Genomic DNA, 21933 nt, shown 5'->3' with positions numbered 1-21933 from the left:
GCACCGCGCATCACCCTCCGTGATGCCGTTGGCAGTTGCAGGCCGGTCTCCGGGCTCATGAGCGGGCCACAGGCCCTGACCGCGCGCCTTCCCGGGCCTAGGGCCCAGTGGCCTTGCGCGGCCTTCGACTCACCTACCGTTGCGGGGGCAGCGCCGGAATCGCACCTTGCAGGCGCACACCGGCTTCCCAGTTTCACCCCACCAAGCCAAGGCTCGCGAGGCACCTGAAACACGCGGCGAAGGTTAGAGGGTTGCACCGGGAGCGTCAATGAACGAAGGCCCGACTGAACCGGACCAATGGCCAATCTACCGGCTTGTGCCACACTGAGGGCAGTGATATCACTTAGCCAGCACTTAGGCGAATATCAAAACAAGAACAAGGAGCGCTGCATGCAGGGTCTAATCATCAACAACCCGAACCTCGAATTCCTGCGCCCGGCACTGGAACGTTGGGTCGACTGCATCGACCGCTTCAACCAGTTCCAGGGCGATAACGATGCGCCCTACTGGCATGGCACCACGGCCAACGTGGGCTTGCTCGCCGCCGCCGCCTGGCAAGGTGAACTGGTGGCACTGCCGCAATCGACCAGCAAGAAACAGCGTGATGAAGGCGACCGCGAAGGCCGCTGCGACCTGACCCTCTGCAGCGCCGAGGCGACGATTCACCTGCATGCAGGTCAACGCTGGCCGCGCCTAGCCCGCCTGGACCTGTCCGCAGCACTGCTGGAAACGTCCCTGCAGGCCAAATGTATCGCCTACGCCAGCCAACTCAAGGCCGGTGCGCTGTTCGCCACGCCCTGGAAAGCCGGCCAGCACGCCAGTCCCGAGGAACTGCAAGACCTGGTCGACGACCTGCACAAGCACAGTGCCTGCGCGGTGGCCTGGTACTTCCCCTATGCCTATCGCAAGCTGCACAACGAATTGGGGCAATACTTCCCCGGCGTGGCGCTGCTGCTCAAGCAGGCCTGAAGGGAAACCGCGCGCAGGCTTGCGCAAAAACGGCGTGTCGTGCGCCGACCGCAGGCCTTGGCGGGTAGCGACGGGCTACGTGATCTGGTTCATCTGCCAGGCCCGAAGCACCTGGCAAGCGCGGAAACTTATGGGTTCTGCGCCAGATGCCCCGCAGGCAGCACGCGCTTGGCTTGCAAGTAAGCCTTCGACCAATAGCTGTTGGACAGATAATCCAGACGCACCGTGCCGCCGGTAGAAGGTGCGTGCACGAAACGGCCTTCGCCTACGTAGATGCCAGCATGGCTCACCTGCCCGCCGCCATTGGTGGCGAAGAACACCAGATCGCCAGATTGCAGGGCATTGATCGCCACGCTTGGCGCGCGCATGCCAATCATGTCACGGGTGGTGCGCGGCAAGCTGATGCCAGCGGCGTCGCGGTACACATAGCCGATCAGGCCGCTGCAGTCGAAACCCGAGTCCGGGGTATTACCGCCCCAACGATAGGGCGTTCCCACCAGACCAATCGCGCGAAACAGCACATCTTCGGCCACCGGCGAGGACGGTTGCGACTGATTGAAGGTGACGGGAGGATAGACCGGCGCCGGGGCCGGAACATGGCTGGAACAGGCCGCCAGCAGGGCCACCAGCCAAAGCAATGCGAAACGCGCCAACATCGCCATGATCGAACATCCTGTCGTGAATACTCCGGCCGCAGCCGAAGGCGAAAAGAGTTGAGAAATTAGATTAGACGCTTTCTGTAAATGCGCACGGCGGCGAGCTTTTCAGCTACGCCGCCGTGGCAGGGTACAGCATTTTGACATCAAATCAATTGCGCGAGAGCGTGGTGCTCGGGGCCATCGCCAGGGCGCGCTTGGCTTCGATGAAGGTCTTGCTCCAGTAGCGATCGCTCAGGTTGTCGATGCGCACACCACCGCTGCGGCGGCTGCTGGAGTGGATGAACTGGTTGTCGCCCAGGTAGATGCCGGCATGGCTGACGCGACCACGGCCGTTGGTGCTGAAGAACAGCAGGTCACCCGGCTTGAGCTTGTTGCGTGCGACCTTGGGGGCATCGACGTTGATCATTTCGCGAGTCGAGCGCGGCAGGTTCATGCCTGCTTCTTCGCGGAACAGGTAGCCGATGAAACCGCTGCAGTCGAAGCCGGACTTCTCGGAAGTACCGCCGAAGCGATAGCGGGTACCGATCAGCGACATACCACGCTCGAGGATGCTGTCGGCCAGCACCGGAAGCTGATAAGGCTTGCTGTTGCTGGAGAAGGCGTCGAGGTCTTCTTCATTAGCCAGCTCTTCCTCGGTGAATACGGAAGAGGTGGGCGCCTTGATCTTGGCCGATTGCTCGGCGACCAGGCGATGATCCTGTGATTGAGTGGCCGGACCTTGGGAGGCGCAACCGAACAGCAGGGTGGCAAGTGCAAGTGGCACGAGGGGTGCGAAGCGCTTCAGCATGGGCACGACCGTGTCTGTAGTCCTTTAGAAGGTGGAAACTATGCCCTCTATCGTGACCATTTGCAAATTTTATCGAAAAACATGTGACTTTTGCGTTTTTCCGCTCTGGTGCCGTGTTTTCAAGGGCTTACCAGCCCAGGGTTTCCTTGAGAAACGGAATGGTCAGCTTACGCTGGGCTTGCAACGAGGCCTGATCGAGGCGTTCGAGCAGGTCGAACAGTGCGCTCATGCTGCGCGTGCCACGGGTGAGGATGAAGTGGCCGACCTCGTCGGTCAGGTGCAGGCCGCGACGCGAGGCGCGCAGTTGCAGGGCACGCAGCTTGTCCTCGTCGGACATGCCGCGCATCTGGAAAATCAACGCCAGGGTAAGCCGTGACTTGAGGTCGGCCAGCTTGATCGGCAACTCGCGCGGCGAGCTGGAGGCGGCTAGCAACAGGCGCCTGCCACTGTCACGCAGGCGATTGAACAGGTGGAACATGGCCTCTTCCCAATCGGCCTTGCCGGCGATCACGTGCAGGTCGTCGATACACACCAATTCGTACTGTTCGAGGTGATCGAGCAGTTCGACGCCACGTTCGAGCAGTTGCGCCAGCGGCAGGTACACCGCCGGCTCGCCCAGTTGCTGGAAGCGCTGGGTGGCAGCTTGCAGCAGGTGGGTACGCCCCACGCCCTGCTTGCCCCACAGGTAGATGAGGCTTTCGGTCCAGCCGGCGTCGGCTTCGCACAGCCGCTCGACATAGCCCAATGCCGCGGCATTGGCGCCCGGGTAGTAGTTGATGAAGGTGGCGTCATCGCGCAGACGCACACCCAAGGGCAACTGGATCGGTTTCATGCTCGCGGGTGGTCGCAGGGACCACAGGGGGCCTTTGATGAACAGTGTGCAAAGTCTATACCCGCAACGCGGGCGGCACAATCGGGCAGCGCAAGAGCGTCAGTAAAATCAAGCAGTTGCGCATTACGATGCGTGCCGCGCGGTCAAAGGTCCGGATCGATTTGCCCCGCGTACATGTCCGACTCTTTATAGAGCGCGTGCACATGGCGCAGCAACACCATGATCACCGCCGCCACCGGCAGCGCCAGCAGCACGCCGGTGAAGCCGAACAGCTCACCGCCAGCAAGAATCGCGAAGATCACCGCAACGGGGTGCAGGCCGATGCGGTCCCCCACCAGCAGCGGCGTGAGCACCATGCCCTCGAGGGCCTGACCGACCATGAACACGGCCACGATACCCAGCATCGGGTACAACTCGCCGCCGAACTGGAACAATCCGGCGACGATGGCCGCGCCGATGCCAATGATGAACCCCATGTACGGCACGATGGCCGCCAGTCCCGCGAGCATCCCGATCAGCAGACCCAGCTCCAGCCCCACTAGCATCAGTCCGGTGGAATAGATGACGCCCAGCGCCAGCATCACCAGCAATTGCCCACGCACGAATGCCCCTAGCACCTCATGGCACTCCCCGGCCAGTGCCACCACCTGCGGCTCGCGCTGGCGCGGCAGCAAGCTGCGCAGCTTGGCCATCATCAGGTCCCAGTCGCGCAGCAGATAGAAGCCCACCACCGGGATCAGCACCAGGTTGGCCAGCCAGCCGATCAGCGCCAGGCTCGATGCGGTGGCCTGGGACAGCAGCATGCCGACGATATCGGTGGTTTGGCCGACGTGATCGCCGATGGCAGCCTTGATCTTGTCGAATTTCCAGAAGCCATCGGCCAGGCCCAGGCGACTCTGGACCCACGGCAGCGCCACATGTTGCAGCCAGTCGAGCATCTGCGGCGCCAACTCGTAGAGACGCACCAGTTGCTTGGCCAGCATCGGGATCAGTACCAGCAACAGGGCGAGCAAGACCAGGGTGAACAGGCCGAACACCACCACCACGCCCCAGGTGCGCGACAAGCCGATGCGCTCGAGGCGATCGACCAGCGGGTCGGCCAGATAGGCCAATAGAATACCCACCAGAAAAGGCGAGAGGATGTTGTGCAGCAGATACAGCAGCACGGCGCCCAGCAGGGCGGCGCCCAACCCAATCCAGCGACGCAGGTCAGTCATTGCAGGGCTTCCTCACCAACGAAAACGCAGGCCATCGAACGGTTTGGCGGCAGCGGCAGGCGCAGCGCCCGGCTCGGCCTGTGGCGCTGGGGCGACAGGCGCAGGCTCGGCGGGCAGCTCTTGCAGACGGGCCAGCGCCAACTGCGCGCGCAGTTGTTCGCGGTTGCCGCTGACGGCATAGGTCAAGGTGCCACCGTCGGCCATCTGCAAGCGCGCGCCGTAGGGCTCCAGCACGCGGCCAAGCTCGGCATAATGCGCAAGGTTCATGCCCTCGACCTGTACCAGCAGCTCGCTGCTGGCGCCTGGACGGGTCACATAGCGCGGCGCCAGACGATTACTCACTGCCAACAGCACGGCGTCGGCCAGGGCGGCTTGGTCAGCCCCCTCCGCACTGCCCTGCTCACGCTGCTCGCCCAACCACAGCTGCCACTTGCCCTGCCATTTGCCATCAGCTTCGTGGGCATGGACGGCCAGGAGCGCATCAGCCCCGTAGCGCTCGGAAGCCTCGCGCAGCGGTGCGGGATCGGCGCTGTCGATCTGCTTGGCATTGGCCACCAATTGCTCGGACAAGTCAGCCAACGGCAAGCGCAGCGGCAAGCCACGGTGCTGGGCTGCGCGGCGCAGCGGCTCGGCGCTGCTCTGGCCATCACCGACCAGACTGCTGCCCTCGACACTGTCGTTCAGCCACCAGCCGAGGATCGACGGCCGGTTGCTGCCCCATAGCGCCAGGCCCGCCTGACGCAAGGCGCGCTCGGTACTGCCCGGATCGAACTCCACCAGCACCGACTCCGGCGGCCCAGCTTCGGTGCCGACTTGGTTGACGATCGCTTGCGGGTCCTTGCGCAGGGTGGCCAGGGCTGGGCTTTGCGGTGCCTTGGCGTCACCGGTCAGGCGCAGCACCAGGGTATCGAACGCCCTGCTGGTAGCCTGGGCGCGTGCGTCGCTGCCCTGCCCCTGGAGCGGCTCGTGTACCTGATAGAGCCCAGAGACGGTTTCGGCCTGGCCGTTCAGGCAGACCAGCGCCAGGCAACCGGCCGCGAAGTGATTGAAAAGACGCATGGGGGATTCCTGTCCGGATGTGCTTCAAGCTTCGAGCTTCAAGCCTCGAGAAAGTGCAGGTGATGCCTCAAACTGCCTGCTTGCAGCTTGAAGCCCATGGCTTGCAGCTTATACAGAAGAGGCCGAACCAACCACCTGCACTGTTTTTTCGCCAGATTTACGCCCTGCCCGTCGGCCTGAGGATGGCCGCTGGGGGGCAACCCTGATAAAATCGCGCGCCTTCGCAGACCAGTGACGTTCAGACCGCCGCCGCTTCCTTGAGCCGGCCTTGGCCGTCCCGGTCGTTTTCTAAGAATCCCTCCCTCTTAAAGGCCTGGATCAATGAGCAAGCAACCCTCCCTGAGCTACAAAGACGCCGGTGTAGACATCGACGCCGGCGAAGCACTGGTCGAACGCATCAAGGGCGTCGCCAAGCGCACCGCACGCCCTGAAGTCATGGGTGGCCTGGGCGGCTTCGGCGCCCTCTGCGAAATCCCGGCCGGCTACAAGCAGCCGGTGCTGGTCTCCGGCACCGACGGCGTCGGCACCAAGCTGCGCCTGGCGCTGAACCTGAACAAGCACGACAGCATCGGCCAGGACCTGGTCGCAATGTGCGTCAACGACCTGGTGGTGTGCGGCGCCGAGCCGCTGTTCTTCCTCGACTACTACGCCACCGGCAAGCTCAACGTCGACGTCGCCGCCACCGTGGTCACCGGCATTGGTGCAGGTTGCGAACTGGCCGGCTGCTCGCTGGTCGGTGGTGAAACCGCCGAAATGCCAGGCATGTACGAAGGCGAAGACTACGACCTGGCTGGCTTCTGCGTCGGCGTAGTAGAAAAGGCCGAGATCATCGACGGCTCCAAGGTGGTCACCGGCGACGCCCTGATCGCCCTGCCCTCCTCCGGCCCGCACTCCAACGGCTACTCGCTGATCCGCAAGATCCTCGAAGTCTCCGGCACCGACATCGAGAACACCCAGCTCGACGGCAAGCCGCTGACCGACCTGCTGATGGCCCCAACCCGCATTTACGTCAAACCACTGCTGCAACTGATCAAGCAGACCGGCGCCGTCAAGGCCATGGCCCACATCACCGGTGGTGGCCTGCTGGACAACATCCCGCGCGTACTGCCCAAAGGCGCCCAGGCGGTGGTCGACGTGGCCAGCTGGCAGCGTCCGGCGGTGTTCGACTTCCTGCAAGAAAAAGGCAACGTCGACGAGCACGAAATGCACCGCGTCCTGAACTGCGGCGTGGGCATGGTCATCTGCGTGGCCCAGGATCAGGTCGAAGCCGCACTGAACGTACTGCGCGCCGAAGGTGAGCAACCGTGGGTGATCGGCCATATCGCCGTGGCCGCCGAAGGCGCCGCCCAGGTCGAGCTGCAGAACCTCAAGGCACACTGATGCCCGGCAAGACCTGCAATGTCGTGGTACTGCTGTCGGGCTCCGGCAGCAACCTGCAAGCCCTGATCGACAGCAGCCAAGGCGCCGACAGCCCGCTGCGCGTCGGTGCGGTGATTTCCAACCGCGCCGACGCCTACGGTCTGGAACGCGCCAAGGCAGCTGGCATAGACACCGCGGTGCTCGAACACACCGGTTTCGCAGGTCGTGAAGCCTTCGACGCGGCGCTGATGGCGCTGATCGACGGCTTCAACCCGGACCTGGTGGTACTGGCCGGCTTCATGCGCATCCTCAGTGGCGGCTTCGTGCGTCACTATCAAGGTCGCCTGCTGAACATACATCCGTCACTATTGCCCAAGTACAAAGGGCTGCACACCCACCAGCGCGCCCTGGAGGCCGGTGACACCGAGCACGGTTGCAGTGTGCACTTCGTCACCGAGGAACTCGATGGCGGGCCACTGGTCGTACAGGCTGTAGTTCCAGTAGCCGCAACTGACACCGCGCAGACGCTCGCCCAGCGGGTGCACCTGCAGGAACACCAGATCTACCCCCTGGCGGTACGCTGGTTCGCCGAAGGTCGCTTGTGCCTGGGCGAACACGGTGCGTTACTCGATGGACAGCCGCTGCCGGCCAGCGGTCATTTGATTCGATCCTAGGAGAATTTATGCGTCGCGCCCTGCTCTTGGCTCTCGCCGTGCTCGCCCTGCCGCTGCAGGCAGCTGATCTGAAGCCGTTCTCGGCCAGCTACACCGCCGACTGGAAGCAACTGCCCATGAGCGGCACTGCCGAGCGCAGCTTGGTCAAAAATGCCAACGGCAAGTGGGACCTGAACTTCAAGGCTTCCATGATGATCGCTAGCCTGACCGAGCAAAGCACCCTGCGCATGGACAACGACACCCTGCTGCCGCAAAAGTACCACTTCGAGCGCGGCGGCCTGGGCAAGGCCAAGAAAGTCGACCTGACCTTCGACTGGACCGGCAAGAAAGTCACCGGCACTGACCGGGGCGATGCCATCAGCCTGCCGATCAACCGCGGCGTGCTGGACAAGTCCTCGTACCAACTGGCCCTGCAGCATGACGTGGCCGCTGGCAAGAAGAGCATGACCTACCAGGTGGTCGACGGTGACGAAATCGATACCTACGACTTCCGCGTATTGGGCACTGAGAAAGTCAGCACCAAGAACGGCCAGGTCGAGGCGATCAAGGTCGAGCGCGTGCGCGACCCTAGCCAGAGCAAACGCATCACCGAGCTGTGGTTCGCCAAGGACTGGGACTACCTGCTGGTGCAACTGCGCCAGGTCGAGACCGACGGCAAGGAATACGTGATCGTGCTGCAAGATGGCACGGTCGACGGCAAGACGGTCAAGGGCAACTGACCTTCACCCAGACGTTGCACCCCAAGCCCCGCCATGTGCGGGGCTTTTTTTGCCCGCTGGAAATGTCCAGATTTGGCGGGCGGGCCGCCCCTACACCGCTCGCGAATGCGCTTCATGAACATTGTTTCATCGCCCGTTTATTTACTTAGCCTGCTAACAAACTTTATAAAGAAGACCTGCGACACAGCGCCGCAGCCAACCCTAGCAGTGGAGTTAAGCGATGACTGTCAAAGTAACCGAACGCGACGAATCGAAAATGTCCCACGAAGGCCTGGCCGCGGGTGTGCGGATCTGGGATGTGCACCAGCAAGGTCAGTTGGTAGGCATGTTCCACGACGAACACCTGGCCCAGCAGTATCGTAAAGAGCTCGAAGTGCTGGAAAACCAGCGCAATAGCCAATGACAGCGACTTCCCAAAAAAAACCCGCCTAGGCGGGTTTTTTCGTGTTTACCACATCAGATCATCCGGGATCTTGTAGGCGGCATACGGATCGTCGGCTTCGTCGGCTTCCTCTACATGGGTGTTGAGCAGCAAGATGCGCTGCGGGTCGCGCTCCTGGATCTTCACCGCCGCCTCGCGCGGGATCACTTCATAGCCGCCGCCATGGGCGACGATAGCCAAGGCGCCATTACTCAGCTTGCTGCGCATCAGGGCGTTGACGGCGATGCGCTTGACCTTCTTGTCATCAACGAAGTTGTAGTAATCCTCGGTGGTCAGCTTGGGCAGGCGGGTCGCTTCGATCAATTGCTTGATCTGTGCGGCACGGGCCTTCTGCTCGGCCTTTTCCTGAACCTGGCGGTTCAGTTCCTGGTCCTTCTTGGCCTTCTCGGCCATGGCTTCCTTGGCCAGGCGCTGCTGGGTGTCGTCCACCTCGACCTGGCCCTTGTGCTCCAGGCGTTTTTGTTTCTTCTGGGCTTTGTTGGTCTGCGAGACCTGTTTCTGGTTGACCAGGCCGGCTTTGAGCAATTGGTCGCGAAGGGAAAGGCTCATGGGGTGTTCACTCACTTAGGCATCGGCTCAGCCGCAGCTGGGCAGGTTCTTTTCCTGACGCTTGGCCTCGCCCCACAGGGCGTCCAGCTCGTCGAGGGTGCGATCTTGGATGTTCAGGCCCTGCTCGCGCAATGCCTGTTCGATAAATCGAAAACGCCGTTCGAACTTGCGGTTGGCGCGGCGCAAGGCGTTTTCCGGGTCGTGCTTGAGGTGGCGGGCCAGGTTGACGGTGGCGAACAGCAGGTCGCCGAGTTCGTCTTCGAGGGCATCGCTGTCGCCATCGGCCATAGCTTGCAGCACTTCGTCCAGCTCTTCGCGCACCTTGTCCAATACCGGCAACGCCGCTGGCCAGTCGAAGCCCACGGTGGCCGCGCGCTTTTGCAGTTTAGCCGCACGCGACAAGGCAGGTAGCGCCGCAGGCACGTCGTCGAGCAGCGAGAGCTGTTCGGGGTCGCTTTGCTCAGCGCGTTCCTCGGCCTTGATCTCTTCCCAGCGTGACTTGACCTGGGCCTCGCTCAGGGCCGGCGTGTCCAGCGGCGCGTACAGCTCACCGGTGGGAAACACGTGAGGGTGGCGACGAATCAGCTTGCGGGTGATCGAATCAACCACGCCGCTGAACTCGAAGCGCCCCTCTTCGCGGGCCAGCTGGCTGTAGTAGACCACCTGGAACAGCAAGTCACCCAACTCGCCCTGCAGATGGGCGAAGTCGCCGCGCTCGATGGTGTCGGCCACTTCATAGGCTTCTTCGAGGGTGTGCTGGACGATACTGGCGTAATCCTGCTTGAGGTCCCACGGGCAGCCGTACTGCGGGTCACGCAGGCGGGCCATGAGGTGCAGCAGGTCATCGAGGGTGCAAGTCATTTAGGCAGGTCCTTCGGCGGCGTCTGCATTCGCGGGCAAGCCCGCGAATGCAGACGCCGCGGTATCACGGTGTACGGTTACGCCGCGTCTCGATGATGTTCGGCAACTGCGAGATGCGTCCAAGCAAGCGTCCCAGGGCATCGAGCCCAGGAATCTCGATGGTCAGCGACATCAGCGCGGTGTTGTCTTCCTTGTTCGAGCGGGTGTTGACCGCCAGCACGTTGATCTTCTCGTTGAGCAACACCTGCGACACGTCGCGCAGCAGCCCTGGGCGGTCGTAGGCCCGGATGACGATATCCACCGGATAGGTCTGCACCGGGATCGGTCCCCAGCTGACCTGGATCATGCGCTCAGGTTCCTTGCCGGCCAGTTGCAACACCGAGGCGCAGTCCTGGCGGTGAATGCTCACGCCGCGGCCTTGGGTGATATAGCCGACGATGGCATCGCCCGGCAGCGGCTGGCAGCACCCGGCCATTTGCGTGAGCAGGTTGCCCACGCCCTGGATCTGGATGTCGCTGCGCTTGCCCGAGCGAATACCCCGGGCCTGACGCGGGATCAGTTCGACCTGCTCGCTACGCTCAGGCTCAAGCAACTGCTGGGCTGCGTTGACCATGTGCGCCAGGCGCAGGTCGCCGGCGCCGAGGGCGGCGAACATGTCCTCGGCGGTCTTGACGTTGGCCTTCTCGGCTAGGCGCTCGAAGTCCACCTGGGGCAGCCCCAGGCGGCTGAGTTCACGCTCGATCAGGGTCTTGCCGGCCGCCACGTTCTGATCGCGAGCCTGCAACTTGAACCAGTGGACGATCTTGGCACGAGCCCGCGAAGTGGTCACATAGCCCAGGTTGGAGTTCAGCCAGTCACGGCTGGGGCTGCCGTGCTTGCTGGTGATGATCTCCACCTGCTCGCCGGTCTGCAGGCTGTAGTTGAGCGGCACGATACGCCCATTGATCTTGGCACCACGGCAGTTGTGGCCGATCTCGGTGTGCACGCGGTAGGCGAAGTCCAGCGGCGTGGCGCCCTTGGGCAGGTCGATGGCATGGCCATCAGGGGTGAACACATAAACCCGGTCCGGCTCGATGTCCACGCGCAGTTGCTCGGCCAGACCGCCGATATCGCCCAGTTCCTCGTGCCACTCAAGCACCTGGCGCAACCAGGAGATTTTCTCTTCGTAGTGATTGGAGCCAGATTTGACGTCGGTGCCCTTGTAGCGCCAATGCGCGCACACGCCCAGCTCGGCTTCCTCGTGCATGGAATGGGTGCGGATCTGCACCTCCAGCACCTTGCCCTCAGGGCCGATCACCGCCGTGTGCAGCGAGCGGTAGCCGTTCTCCTTGGGGTTGGCGATGTAGTCGTCGAACTCTTTGGGAATATGCCGCCAGAGGGTGTGCACGATCCCCAGCGCGGTGTAGCAATCGCGCACCTCGGGAACCAGGACGCGCACGGCACGCACGTCGTAGATCTGGCTGAACTCCAGGCCTTTGCGCTGCATCTTGCGCCAGATCGAATAGATGTGTTTCGCCCGACCGCTGATGTCAGCCTTAACGCCCGTGGCCAGCAGCTCGTTCTGCAACTGGTTCATCACGTCGCTGATGAAACGCTCACGGTCCAGGCGGCGCTCGTGCAACAGCTTGGCGATCTGCTTGTACTGGTCAGGTTCGAGGTAGCGGAACGAGAGGTCTTCCAGCTCCCACTTGATGTGGCCGATACCCAGGCGGTGGGCCAGAGGTGCATAGATGTCGAACACCTCACGGGCCACGCGCAGGCGTTTTTCGTCATCGGCGGCCTTGACCGCACGGATCGCGCAGGTTCGCTCAGCCAGCTTGATCAACGCCACGCGCACATCGTCGACCATGGCCACGAGCATCTTGCGCAGGTTCTCCACCTGCGCCTGGGAGCCGAGCACCAGCGACTGGCGCGGGCTCAGGCTGGCGCTGATGGCCGCCATGCGCAGCACACCATCGATCAGCTTGGATACCACCGGACCAAAACGCTGACTCACTTCGGCCAACGTCACCTTGCCTTCGCGTACCGAGCGGTAGATCACTGCCGCCACCAACGAGTCCTGGTCAAGCTTGAGGTCGGCGAGGATTTCGGCGATCTCAAGCCCCGCCTGGAAACTCGAGGTACCGTCGGCCCACGAATGCTTGGCCGGGTTGCCCTTTTTCTCGACTTCCTGGGCGAACTCGCAAGCGTCCTTCAAGGCCACGCGATCGAGCAGCGAATCGACACTCACGACGTGGTCGAGCCATGCTTCGAGATTGATACTGCCGTCGTTATTGACCGGCTGGTGCACTCTCACCTGTACCATCTTTGTTTTACCTTTCCATACAGCGCACCACACCGGTGCACTGGCTATCACCTGTGCAGCCTTCGTTCCGTGAAGGCCGCACCAAGAGGACCAGCCTGGCTAGTCCGCTTCGAATAACGCCATGGCCTCGACATGCGCCGTCTGAGGAAACATGTCGAGAATCCCGGCCCTTTTTAACCGGTACCCCTGCCCTGCCAGCACCTGTGCGTCGCGCGCCAGTGTGGCCGGGTTGCACGAGACGTAGACCAACCGTTTCGCACCGAGCCGGTGGATGCCTTGCACCACCTCATAGGCCCCGTCCCGTGGTGGGTCCAAGAGTACCGCAGAAAAGCCTTCGGCGACCCATCCGGCGCCCACCAAAGGCTGCGATAAATCGGCCTGAAAAAACCGTGCGTTATGCACATCGTTGTCTCGGGCATTGGTTGCAGCGCGCTCGACCATGGCCTGCACGCCTTCCACCGCCACCACCTCGCGCGCAGCTCGGGCCAGCGGCAGGGCAAAATTACCCAGCCCGCAGAACAGGTCCAGGACCCGCTCGTGCGCCTGGGGCGCCAGCCAAGCCAGCGCCTGCTGGATCATCAAGGTGTTGACCTGAGCATTGACCTGGACAAAATCGCCCGGTCGCCAGGCCAGCTCCAACCCCCACGGTTCCAGGGCGAAGCCCAGCTTGCCAGCGGCATCCACTGGGGCCGGCTCGCCTTCACCTTGCAACCACAACTGCGCGCCCGCCTCCCGACAGAACGCGTCAAGACGCGCCAGGTCCTCGGCGGGCAGCGGCGCCACATGACGCAGCAACAGCGCCTCGGCGGTGCCGCTGAACAGCTCGACATGGCCGAGCGCCTGGGGCTTGTCCAGGCTGCGCAACACCGTGGGCAAGTGCCGCAGTAGGGTTTGCAAGGGTTGTACCAGCACCGCGCAGTCGTCGATGGCGATGATGTCCTGGCTGGCTTCGGCGCGGAACCCCACCTCCAGCTGACGGGCCTTGGGATCCCAGCGTACAGCCACCCGCGCACGGCGACGGTAGCCGAACTCCGGGCCACTCAGGGGCGCCGCCCACGCTTGCGGCTGTAGGCCAGCAACCCGTTGCAGTTGCTCGGCCAACAGGCGCTGCTTGAGCGCCAGCTGATCGGCGTGAGGCAGATGCTGCAAGTTGCAGCCGCCGCAGCGCTGGTAGTGTTTGCACGGTGCCTCACGGCGCTCGGCACTGGCCTGGAATACCCGTTCCAGGCGCGCGTCGACGATCTTGCCGCGGGCGCCGAGCACCCGGGCCTCGACATCTTCGCCGCCCAGCGCGCCACTGACGAACCACGTACGCCCTTCAAGGAAGGCGATACCACGGCCATCACCGGCTAGGCGCTCGATCTGCAAGCGCTGCTTCTTGCCCACGGGCACTTGCGCGGTACGGTTGCCGCCGGCTGGCTGGAAGCGCAGGCCGCCGTTGCTTTTCTTTCTGGACATCAGGTGGGATCGAACAGGCCGGTGGACAGGTAACGGTCGCCGCGGTCGCAGATGATCGCGACCATCACGGCGTTTTCGACTTCACGGGACAAGCGCAGCATCGCCGCGACCGCACCGCCCGAGGACACCCCACAGAAGATGCCTTCTTCACGGGCCAGGCGGCGGGTGGTGTCCTCGGCTTCCTGCTGGGACATGTCGACCACACGGTCGACCCGGGCTGCGTCGAAGATCTTCGGCAGGTACTCGTGGGGCCAGCGGCGAATGCCGGGAATGGCCGAGCCTTCCATCGGTTGCAGGCCGACGATCTGCACCGCCGGGTTTTGCTCCTTGAGGTACTGCGAGCAGCCCATGATGGTCCCGGTGGTGCCCATGGAACTGACGAAATGGGTGATGCTGCCTTGGGTCTGCTGCCAAATTTCCGGGCCGGTGCTGGTGTAGTGGGCGATCGGGTTGTCGCCGTTGGCGAACTGATCGAGCACCAGGCCGCGGCCTTCGGCTTGCAGTTTTTCGGCAAGGTCGCGTGCGCCTTCCATGCCCTCTTCCTTGGTCACCAGAATCAGCTCGGCGCCATACGCGGTCATGGCCGCCTTGCGTTCGGCCGTGGAGTTGTCGGGCATGATGAGGATCATCTTGTAGCCCTTGATCGCGGCGGCCATGGCCAGGGCGATACCGGTGTTGCCGGAGGTGGCCTCGATGAGCGTGTCACCGGGCTTGATCTGGCCACGTAGTTCGGCGCGGGTGATCATCGACAACGCCGGGCGGTCCTTGACCGAACCTGCCGGGTTGTTGCCTTCGAGCTTGAGCAAGAGGGTGTTGCTGGTTTCCCCGGCGAGGCGCTGCAGGCGAACCAGAGGCGTGTTGCCGACGCAATCGGCGATGGTTGGGTACTGCAGGGTCATGGGCGTTTTCGCAATCCGGACGGCAGGGGGGCCTATCATACCGGCAAACCCTGTCGGGCCATATCACGCAATTGTTGGGGGTTATAGCGGGTTGATATAAGGGTTCGGGTTCGATGGCCAGGGTGGTTGTTTTTGGAGACGTATGCGCATTCGTTGGCGATGTCGACGCTTAGTCACCTTTTCGCCCTTACGGCGACCTACTTTTGCTCTTGGGCAAAAGTAGGCAAAAACCGCTCGCTCCATCATCCGGCCCCTGCGCTGCGCGCAGGGGTTCCCTCGCTTCGGCGCCTTTCGGGCCCGCGCGGCCTCCGACTTGCTGCGCAAGTCTACATCTCGCGCCTTCGGCTACGCCGAAGGGTGCTACGCACCTGGCCCTACAGACGCCTATACTCGGCCTCCTGAAGTCGCAATTGGCGGCGCCTGGGCTATTGCGCGCTTAGAAGCAAGAGCAAGAGCAGCGGGTTTACCAGAGTGCCGGACCACTGCGAAGCAGGCGGCGCGGTGGATGGCACCGGCTACGCCGGTGTTCGCGGCACAAGGCCGCTCCTACAGGTGCAGCGCTGGGTTCAGGCTTGGCGCAGTCCTGTAACCCAGAGTTCCCACAACTGTAACTAGCGATTAGCTGCGCAAGTACAGGCGCCCCCCCTAACTTCGCGACTTCAGTAGGCCGAGCGAAGGTGACTGGAGGGCCAGGTGCGCAGCACCCTTCGGCGCAGCCGAAGGCGCGAGATGTAGACTTGCGCAGCAAGTCGGAGGCCGCGCGGGCCCGTAAGTCACCGCAGCGAGGGAACCCCGGAGCGAAGCGCAGGGGCCGAATGAATGGAGCGCCACGGCTTTGGTTACTTTGGCCACGACCAAAGTAACCCGCCGTAAGGGCGGAAAGGTGACTAAAAGTCGACAAAGCCAATGAATGCGAATACAACCATCAAAACAAACATCAACTAACCAACCAACTAACTGACCCCAACCGGCAACCGCATACACAACTGCAACCCACGCGCCCCGTTGACCGCCCATAGCACTCCACCCTGCCGCTGGATGGCACTGCGAGCGATACTCAACCCCAGGCCAAAGCCACCATCCCCCGGCCGCGACCCATCCAGCCGGGAAAACGGCGCAAAGATCCGCTCCAGATCCCCCTCGGCCACACCCCCGCCCTCGTCCTCCAGCACCAGCCGCCAATAGCCGCCGTCGCGCTGCCCACTCAGGCGTACCACGCCATTGGCAGGCGAATGGCGGATCGCGTTGCGCAGCATGTTCTCCAACGCCTGGGCCAAGTGATTGAGATTGCCCTGCACCCAGCAACTGGCCGGCAGCGTGCAATGCAGCCGCGCCAACGGCCAGCCGCTCTCGTAGCAGGCGTTCTCGCACAGCATGTCCCATAGCGCCTGCACCTGGATCGACTCCAACACCATTGATGCCCGCTCAGCATCCTGCCAAGCCAGTTGCAAAGTGCCCTCGACCAGTTGCTGCATGCCATCCACCTCGCGGTGTACCCGCTCACGCAGGCAGTGCAGGTCGGTTTCACCCTCGCACGCCACCCGCAGGCGGCTGAGCGGGGTGCGCATTTCATGGGATAGGTCACGCAACATCTGCTGCTGCAACGCCACCGTACCTTGCAAGCGCTCGGCCATCTGGTCGAACGCTCGAGCCAGCTCGCCCAGCTCATCCTGACGCGCAGTGGTACGCGAATCGAGCCGCGCCGTGAGTTGATCGGCGCGCCAGGCACTGGCCTGCTCGCGCAACTGGTTCAGCGGTACGATCAACATGCGGTAAAGGCCTACGCACAACAGCAAGGTGAACAGCCCGGGGATGATGCCGTTGGTGACCACCTGCCAGAACAACCGGTACTGGCCTGGGGTGAAGCGCCTGGGCAATTCCATCACCAGCATGCCCTGCTCGGGCAGAGTGGGGAACGGCAGGCGCAACCAAGGCTGGCCCACGCTGCGTCGGCTCATCGGCCAGTCCACCCCGCGCAAGCGCGTCAGGTGCTGGATCTGTTCGCCATTCAGGCCAATGCTGCCCAACGGTTGCAAGTCGCCATCCAGCACACCAGCCCAACCTGGCTCACGCGCCAACAAGCCTTCCAGCCAGCGGTCCACCCCTTCGCGCCCGCCCTCGCGCCAAGCCCGCTCGGCCTCGGCGGCATAACCGCGCAGCACATCGCGGGCGCCTTCATCGAGGAAAGCGTTGCGGGTTTCCATGTGCCGACCCCAGGTGTAGCTCAGGCCGATCATCAACAGGCAGAAGCCCACCAGCAAAATGGCCAGCTTCCAGAACAGCGAATGGCGATTGAGCACGTTCAGTTCGCCTCGCCCACGCCAAACACATAACCTTTGCCCCACACGGTACGCACCTGACGCTCGTGGTAGCCGATGGCTTTGAGCTTGCGGCGGATCTGGCTGACATGCATGTCCAGGCTGCGGTCATGCCGCACATAGGCCCGCTGCAGCACCTGCCGGTAAAGCAATGGCTTGCTCAGCACTTCGTCCTGGCTGCGATAGAGCGTGTCGAGCAGGCGAAACTCGCTCGGGGTAAGGCCCGCCCAGGCACCGGCCAGGCTGACATCGGCGCGCGCCTCGTCGAAGCGCAACTCGCCCGGGGCGATGACATCGCGCGGCACCAGGGCTCGACGCTCGAACGCCACGCGGCGCAGCAGCGCCTCGATGCGTACTCGAAGCTCGGCAAAGCTGAAAGGTTTGGGCAGGTAGTCGTCAGCCCCGCGCTCGAAGCCGCTGATGCGATCGGCCTCAGCGCCCAGTGCCGACATCAGGATCACCGGCGTGGCACTGTTGCGACGCAGCTTGACCAGCGCCTCCAAGCCATTGAGGCCAGGCAGCAGAATATCCAGCAGTACCAGGTCGAACACCTGGCGCCCTGCCACTTCCAGCCCTTCCAGGCCGTTACGGCACCAGGTCACCTGAAAACCGCCACGTTCAAGTTCTGCATGCAGGTAAGCACCCAACACCGGATCGTCTTCGATGGCGAGGATGTTGGAGGCATGAATGGGTTCGGGATTCATTGGCAACTGTCATTTATTCTCAGTTACGCAATTATTGTGTAAGCGCTGATGCCATGCAACGGGTCCACGCCCCATGTCACGCCGCCCTGCGCAAAACCCGTTGGCGCAGGGCTTTGCCGACCCGCTCATGGTCGCGCAGCGCAGGTGCAAAAAACTGACACAAACAAGTGCATTGCCATCCCACCCGGAGTAACGTTCCCGATTCAAGCGCCCAGCGCGCCCCTAGGCACATGACAGGAGATCGGTGTGCTCGACCGTTTGGGAATCCGCAGCCGCGTCCTGTTGCTGGCCCTGCTGCCCGCCAGCCTGATGGCCCTGGTACTGGGTAGCTACTTCACCTGGTTGCAGCAAAGCGAGCTGCGCACGCAACTGGTACAGCGTGGCAAGATGATCGCCGAACAACTCGCGCCATTGGCCGCCCCGGCCCTCGCCCGCCAGGCACCGGCGCAGTTGGAGCGGATTGCCGCACAGGCCCTGGAGCAGGCCGATGTACGCGCCGTGGCGTTCCTGGCCGCCGACCGCACGCGCCTGGCCCATGCCGGCCCCAGCATGCTCAATCAGCCGCCCAGCGGCGGTACCGGCACGCAGGTGCTGCAACGCACCGGCAATGATGCGACGCGCTACCTGATGCCGGTATTCGGTCATCATCGTGACTTGGCCACTGACGCCGTCCCCGCCGAAACCGAGCGGCTGCTGGGGTGGGTGGAGATCGAGCTGTCCCACGACGGCACCCTGCTGCGCGGCTACCGCAACTTGTTCACCAGCCTGTTGCTGATCCTGCTGGGGCTGGTCCTCACCGCGCTGCTGGCACTGCGCATGAGCCGCACCATCAACGGCCCGATCAACCGCATCAAGCACGCGGTCAACCAACTTAAGGACGGTCACCTCGAGGAACGCCTGCCGGCCATGGGCAGCCATGAGCTGGACGAACTGGCGGCCGGTATCAACCGCATGGCCGAAACCCTGCACAACGCCCACGAGGAGTTGCAGCACAGCATCGACCAGGCCACCGAGGACGTGCGCCAGAACCTCGAGACCATCGAGATTCAAAACATCGAGCTGGACATGGCGCGCAAGGAGGCCCTTGAGGCCAGCCGGATCAAGTCCGAATTCCTCGCCAACATGAGCCACGAGATCCGCACGCCGCTCAACGGCATCCTCGGCTTCACCCACCTGCTGCAGAAAAGCGAGCTGAGTCCGCGCCAGCTCGACTATCTCGGCACCATCGAAAAATCCGCCGACAACTTGCTGGGAATCATCAACGAAATCCTCGATTTTTCGAAGATCGAGGCCGGCAAGCTGGTGCTCGACAGCATCCCCTTCAACCTGCGTGACCTGATCCAGGACACTCTCACCATCCTCGCGCCAGCCGCACACGCCAAGCAGTTGGAGCTGCTCAGCCTGGTGTACCGCGACACCCCGCTGTCGCTGATAGGCGACCCGCTGCGGCTCAAGCAGATCCTCACCAACCTGGTGAGCAACGCGATCAAGTTCACCCGCGAGGGCACCATCGTCGTGCGCGCCATGCTCGAAGACGAAGGCGAAGACAGCGTACAACTACGCATCAGCGTGCAGGACACCGGCATCGGCCTGTCGCCCCAGGATGTCCGCACGTTGTTCCAGGCGTTCAGCCAGGCCGATAACTCGCTGTCACGCGAACCCGGTGGTACTGGCCTTGGACTGGTGATCTCCAAGCGCCTGATCGAGCAGATGGGCGGCGAAATCGGCGTCGACAGTACGCCCGGGGAAGGTTCGCAGTTCTGGATCAGCCTCAACCTGCCCCGCGCCCATGACGATGCCGAAGAGACGCCGTTGCAAGCGCTGCTCGGGCGTCGGGTGGCCATCGTCGACGGGCATGACCTGGCGCGCCAGGCACTGGAGCACCAACTGGAAGACTGCGGCTTGTCGGTCAGCCTGTTCTCCTCCTGCGACCAGTTGCTAGAGGCGGTGAACGCGGCTTACCAGGCCGGCCAGCCATTCGATTTCGCCGTGCTTGGCGCCAACCTGAGCAGCCTTGCGCCTGAGCAACTGGGCCAATACCACCCACAGCTCGAACGCCTGGGCTGCCAGTGCGTGGTGCTCTGCCCCACCACTGAACAGCCGCTCTACCACCCTTTCCTGCCTAACGCACACGGGCAATTGCTGGCCAAACCCACCTGCTCGCGCAAACTGCGCCGGCTGCTGCTGGAACTGGTACAGCCGCGCAGGCCGCTTGGTGAGGCGAGCATCGAGCATGGCAAGCGGCTGCCGAAAATCCTCTGCGTCGATGACAACCCGGCCAACCTGTTGCTGGTCAAGACCTTGCTGGAGGACATGGGCGCCGAAGTGGTGGCCGTGGACAACGGCTATGCGGCCGTACAAGCCGTTCAGGACGAGCCGTTCGACCTGGTACTGATGGACGTGCAAATGCCCGGTATGGATGGACGTGCCTGTACCGAGCAGATCCGCCTGTGGGAAAGCAGCCAAAGCGCCCCGGCGCTGCCGATCGTGGCACTCACCGCGCACGCCATGGCCAACGAAAAACGCGCCCTGCTGCACAGCGGCATGGACGACTACCTGACCAAGCCGATCAGCGAACGCCAACTGGGTCAGGTGGTGATGAAATGGACCGGCCTGAGCCTCGGCGTACCAACCCAGGAGCGCCGCGCCGAACACGTCGCGGACAGCGAACTGAAGGTGCTCGACCCCGAGGAAGGCCTACGCCTGGCCGCTGGCAAGCCAGACCTGGCCGCCGACATGCTGGCGATGCTGCTGGCCTCGCTGGATGCCGACCGTGAGTCCATTCGCTTGGCCCGCGAAGCCTGCGACCGCAACGCGCTGATCGAGCGCGTGCATCGCCTGAACGGTGCCTCGCGCTACTGCGGGGTGCCCCAGCTGCGCGCCGCCTGCCAACGCAGCGAAACGTTGCTCAAGCAGGACAGTCCACAAGCCCAGCAGGCGCTGGACGAACTGGACCAGGCCATTGCCCGCTTGGCTGAACAGGCGCGCCAGAGCGCTTGAGGCTAACCGGGCAAACCTTGCAAGGCGCTGCGCAGCGACACAGATCAAGGCCCACACCGGCCACTTGGCTAGACTGCCGAGGTTGCCCCTACAGGAAGCAGGAAGACTGCCATGCGCGCGTTGTTGTTCAGTTGCCAGCACTACGACCAGGAAAGCTTCGCCCGCGCCGCCAACGACAGCGCGCTTGACCTGCACTACCAGCCGGCCCGCCTGACCCTGGACACCGCTGCGCTGGCGCATGGCTTCGACGCGGTCTGTGCGTTCATCAACGACGAACTCGACGCCCAGGTACTCGAATGCCTGGCCAGCGGCGGCACGCGCCTGATCGCCCTGCGCTCGGCTGGCTACAACCATGTCGACCTGGCCGCGGCCCAGCGCCTGGGGCTGACGGTGGTGCGCGTGCCGGCCTACTCACCGCATGCCGTGGCCGAGCACGCCGTCGCCCTGATCCTGGCCCTCAACCGGCGCCTGCACCGTGCCTACAACCGTACCCGCGAAGGTGATTTCACCCTGCACGGCCTGACCGGCTTCGACCTGCATGGCAAGACGGTGGGTGTGGTCGGCACCGGGCAGATCGGCGCGGCCTTCGCCCGCATCATGGCCGGCTTCGGTTGCCAGTTGCTGGCCTATGACCCGCATCCCAACCCCGAACTTCTGGCCTTGGGCGCACGTTACCTGGAACTGCCGCAACTGCTGCGCGAGGCCCGCATCATCAGTCTGCATTGCCCGTTGACCGAACACACCCGGCACCTGATCAATGCGCGCAGCCTGGCCAGCCTGCAACCCGGCGCCATGCTCATCAACACCGGACGCGGTGCATTGGTCGATACCCCGGCCCTGATCGATGCGCTCAAAAGTGGCCAGCTCGGCTACCTGGGACTGGATGTCTATGAGGAAGAGGCCCAACTGTTTTTCGAAGACCGCTCCGACCAACCACTGCAGGACGATGTGCTGGCGCGTCTGCTGACCTTCCCCAACGTGATCGTGACCGCGCACCAGGCGTTTCTCACCCGCGAGGCACTGGATGCGATCGCCACCACCACGCTGGATAACATCACCCGCTGGGCGGCAGGCAATCCGCAGAATCTGGTCATCAAGTGATGCTAGGATACGCGGCATTTC

19 protein-coding genes and 1 riboswitch are annotated in these 21933 nt (G+C 63.3%); of the genes, 7 read left to right on the top strand and 12 right to left on the bottom strand.

Annotation, left to right across the window (positions count from 1 at the left end):
- Positions 1 to 22: 22 nt before the first annotated feature.
- A riboswitch (cobalamin riboswitch) is annotated at positions 23 to 243 on the bottom strand.
- A gap of 147 nt (positions 244 to 390) precedes the next feature.
- Positions 391 to 969: a hypothetical protein gene (locus ACNFIC_RS22430; RefSeq protein ID WP_138219633.1), complete on the top strand. Its 579-nt coding sequence runs from the start codon at positions 391 to 393 to the stop codon at positions 967 to 969.
- Between the two features lie 128 nt (positions 970 to 1097).
- Here the strand turns inward: ACNFIC_RS22430 and ACNFIC_RS22425 are convergent, their stop codons facing one another.
- The 5 genes from ACNFIC_RS22425 to ACNFIC_RS22405 all read right to left on the bottom strand — a co-directional run bounded on the left by ACNFIC_RS22425 (position 1098) and on the right by ACNFIC_RS22405 (position 5523).
- Positions 1098 to 1631: a C40 family peptidase gene (locus ACNFIC_RS22425; RefSeq protein WP_138219634.1), complete on the bottom strand. Its 534-nt coding sequence runs from the start codon at positions 1629 to 1631 to the stop codon at positions 1098 to 1100.
- A 145-nt stretch (positions 1632 to 1776) separates the two neighbouring features.
- Positions 1777 to 2415, bottom strand: a complete 639-nt coding sequence (locus tag ACNFIC_RS22420; protein WP_138219635.1) for a C40 family peptidase — start codon at positions 2413 to 2415, stop codon at positions 1777 to 1779.
- 127 nt (positions 2416 to 2542) lie between these two features.
- Positions 2543 to 3247 (bottom strand): DnaA regulatory inactivator Hda, encoded by a 705-nt coding sequence (hda, locus tag ACNFIC_RS22415; protein ID WP_138219636.1) that lies wholly within the window; start codon positions 3245 to 3247, stop codon positions 2543 to 2545.
- Between the two features lie 143 nt (positions 3248 to 3390).
- On the bottom strand, positions 3391 to 4464 hold the full coding sequence (locus ACNFIC_RS22410; RefSeq protein ID WP_416782057.1) for an AI-2E family transporter: 1074 nt from the start codon (positions 4462 to 4464) through the stop codon (positions 3391 to 3393).
- Positions 4465 to 4476: 12 nt separating this feature from the next.
- Positions 4477 to 5523 (bottom strand): DUF2066 domain-containing protein, encoded by a 1047-nt coding sequence (locus ACNFIC_RS22405; protein WP_416782055.1) that lies wholly within the window; start codon positions 5521 to 5523, stop codon positions 4477 to 4479.
- Positions 5524 to 5844: 321 nt separating this feature from the next.
- On the opposite strand from ACNFIC_RS22405, the gene purM reads away from it, so the two are divergent.
- The 4 genes from purM (at position 5845) to ACNFIC_RS22385 (ending at position 8678) form a co-directional block, all read left to right on the top strand.
- A complete protein-coding gene (gene purM, locus ACNFIC_RS22400; protein ID WP_138219639.1) occupies positions 5845 to 6903 on the top strand; it encodes a phosphoribosylformylglycinamidine cyclo-ligase in 1059 nt (352 codons plus the stop codon).
- Positions 6903 to 7556 carry a phosphoribosylglycinamide formyltransferase gene (gene purN / locus ACNFIC_RS22395; protein WP_416782054.1) on the top strand — a complete coding sequence of 218 codons (654 nt, stop codon included), beginning with the start codon at positions 6903 to 6905 and terminating at the stop codon, positions 7554 to 7556. The genes purM and purN overlap by 1 nt, the downstream gene beginning before the upstream one ends.
- 8 nt (positions 7557 to 7564) lie before the next feature.
- Positions 7565 to 8275 (top strand): DUF3108 domain-containing protein, encoded by a 711-nt coding sequence (locus ACNFIC_RS22390; RefSeq protein ID WP_416782053.1) that lies wholly within the window; start codon positions 7565 to 7567, stop codon positions 8273 to 8275.
- Positions 8276 to 8495: 220 nt separating this feature from the next.
- Positions 8496 to 8678, top strand: a complete 183-nt coding sequence (locus ACNFIC_RS22385) for a hypothetical protein (RefSeq protein WP_138219642.1) — start codon at positions 8496 to 8498, stop codon at positions 8676 to 8678.
- Positions 8679 to 8723: 45 nt separating this feature from the next.
- Here ACNFIC_RS22385 and ACNFIC_RS22380 read toward each other — a convergent pair whose 3' ends face one another.
- The 7 genes from ACNFIC_RS22380 to ACNFIC_RS22350 all read right to left on the bottom strand — a co-directional run bounded on the left by ACNFIC_RS22380 (position 8724) and on the right by ACNFIC_RS22350 (position 17811).
- Positions 8724 to 9266, bottom strand: a complete 543-nt coding sequence (locus tag ACNFIC_RS22380) for a DUF2058 domain-containing protein (RefSeq protein WP_138219643.1) — start codon at positions 9264 to 9266, stop codon at positions 8724 to 8726.
- A gap of 27 nt (positions 9267 to 9293) precedes the next feature.
- Entirely contained in the window at positions 9294 to 10127 is an 834-nt protein-coding gene (gene mazG / locus ACNFIC_RS22375) for a nucleoside triphosphate pyrophosphohydrolase (RefSeq protein WP_416782051.1), read from the bottom strand.
- 64 nt (positions 10128 to 10191) lie between these two features.
- Positions 10192 to 12432 carry a GTP diphosphokinase gene (gene relA, locus ACNFIC_RS22370; protein WP_138219645.1) on the bottom strand — a complete coding sequence of 747 codons (2241 nt, stop codon included), beginning with the start codon at positions 12430 to 12432 and terminating at the stop codon, positions 10192 to 10194.
- 99 nt (positions 12433 to 12531) lie between these two features.
- Positions 12532 to 13890 (bottom strand): 23S rRNA (uracil(1939)-C(5))-methyltransferase RlmD, encoded by a 1359-nt coding sequence (rlmD, locus tag ACNFIC_RS22365; RefSeq protein ID WP_138219646.1) that lies wholly within the window; start codon positions 13888 to 13890, stop codon positions 12532 to 12534.
- Positions 13890 to 14789 (bottom strand): cysteine synthase CysM, encoded by a 900-nt coding sequence (gene cysM, locus ACNFIC_RS22360; protein WP_138219647.1) that lies wholly within the window; start codon positions 14787 to 14789, stop codon positions 13890 to 13892. Before cysM ends, rlmD begins: the two co-directional genes overlap by 1 nt.
- A 953-nt stretch (positions 14790 to 15742) precedes the next feature.
- Positions 15743 to 17089: a sensor histidine kinase gene (locus ACNFIC_RS22355; protein ID WP_138219648.1), complete on the bottom strand. Its 1347-nt coding sequence runs from the start codon at positions 17087 to 17089 to the stop codon at positions 15743 to 15745.
- A 2-nt stretch (positions 17090 to 17091) separates the two neighbouring features.
- Positions 17092 to 17811 carry a response regulator transcription factor gene (locus ACNFIC_RS22350; protein ID WP_138219649.1) on the bottom strand — a complete coding sequence of 240 codons (720 nt, stop codon included), beginning with the start codon at positions 17809 to 17811 and terminating at the stop codon, positions 17092 to 17094.
- A gap of 246 nt (positions 17812 to 18057) precedes the next feature.
- Between ACNFIC_RS22350 and ACNFIC_RS22345 the strand changes: the two genes are divergently transcribed.
- Positions 18058 to 20811: a response regulator gene (locus ACNFIC_RS22345; RefSeq protein ID WP_416782047.1), complete on the top strand. Its 2754-nt coding sequence runs from the start codon at positions 18058 to 18060 to the stop codon at positions 20809 to 20811.
- A gap of 111 nt (positions 20812 to 20922) precedes the next feature.
- Positions 20923 to 21912 carry a 2-hydroxyacid dehydrogenase gene (locus ACNFIC_RS22340; protein ID WP_138219651.1) on the top strand — a complete coding sequence of 330 codons (990 nt, stop codon included), beginning with the start codon at positions 20923 to 20925 and terminating at the stop codon, positions 21910 to 21912.
- Positions 21913 to 21933: the final 21 nt, after the last annotated feature.

The sequence above is a fragment of the Pseudomonas sp. NY15463 genome, from assembly GCF_048068415.1.
Classification (GTDB): domain Bacteria; phylum Pseudomonadota; class Gammaproteobacteria; order Pseudomonadales; family Pseudomonadaceae; genus Aquipseudomonas; species Aquipseudomonas mosselii_C.
Note: the sequence above shows the minus strand (reverse complement) of the source record. Positions and strands in the feature narration are given on the sequence as shown.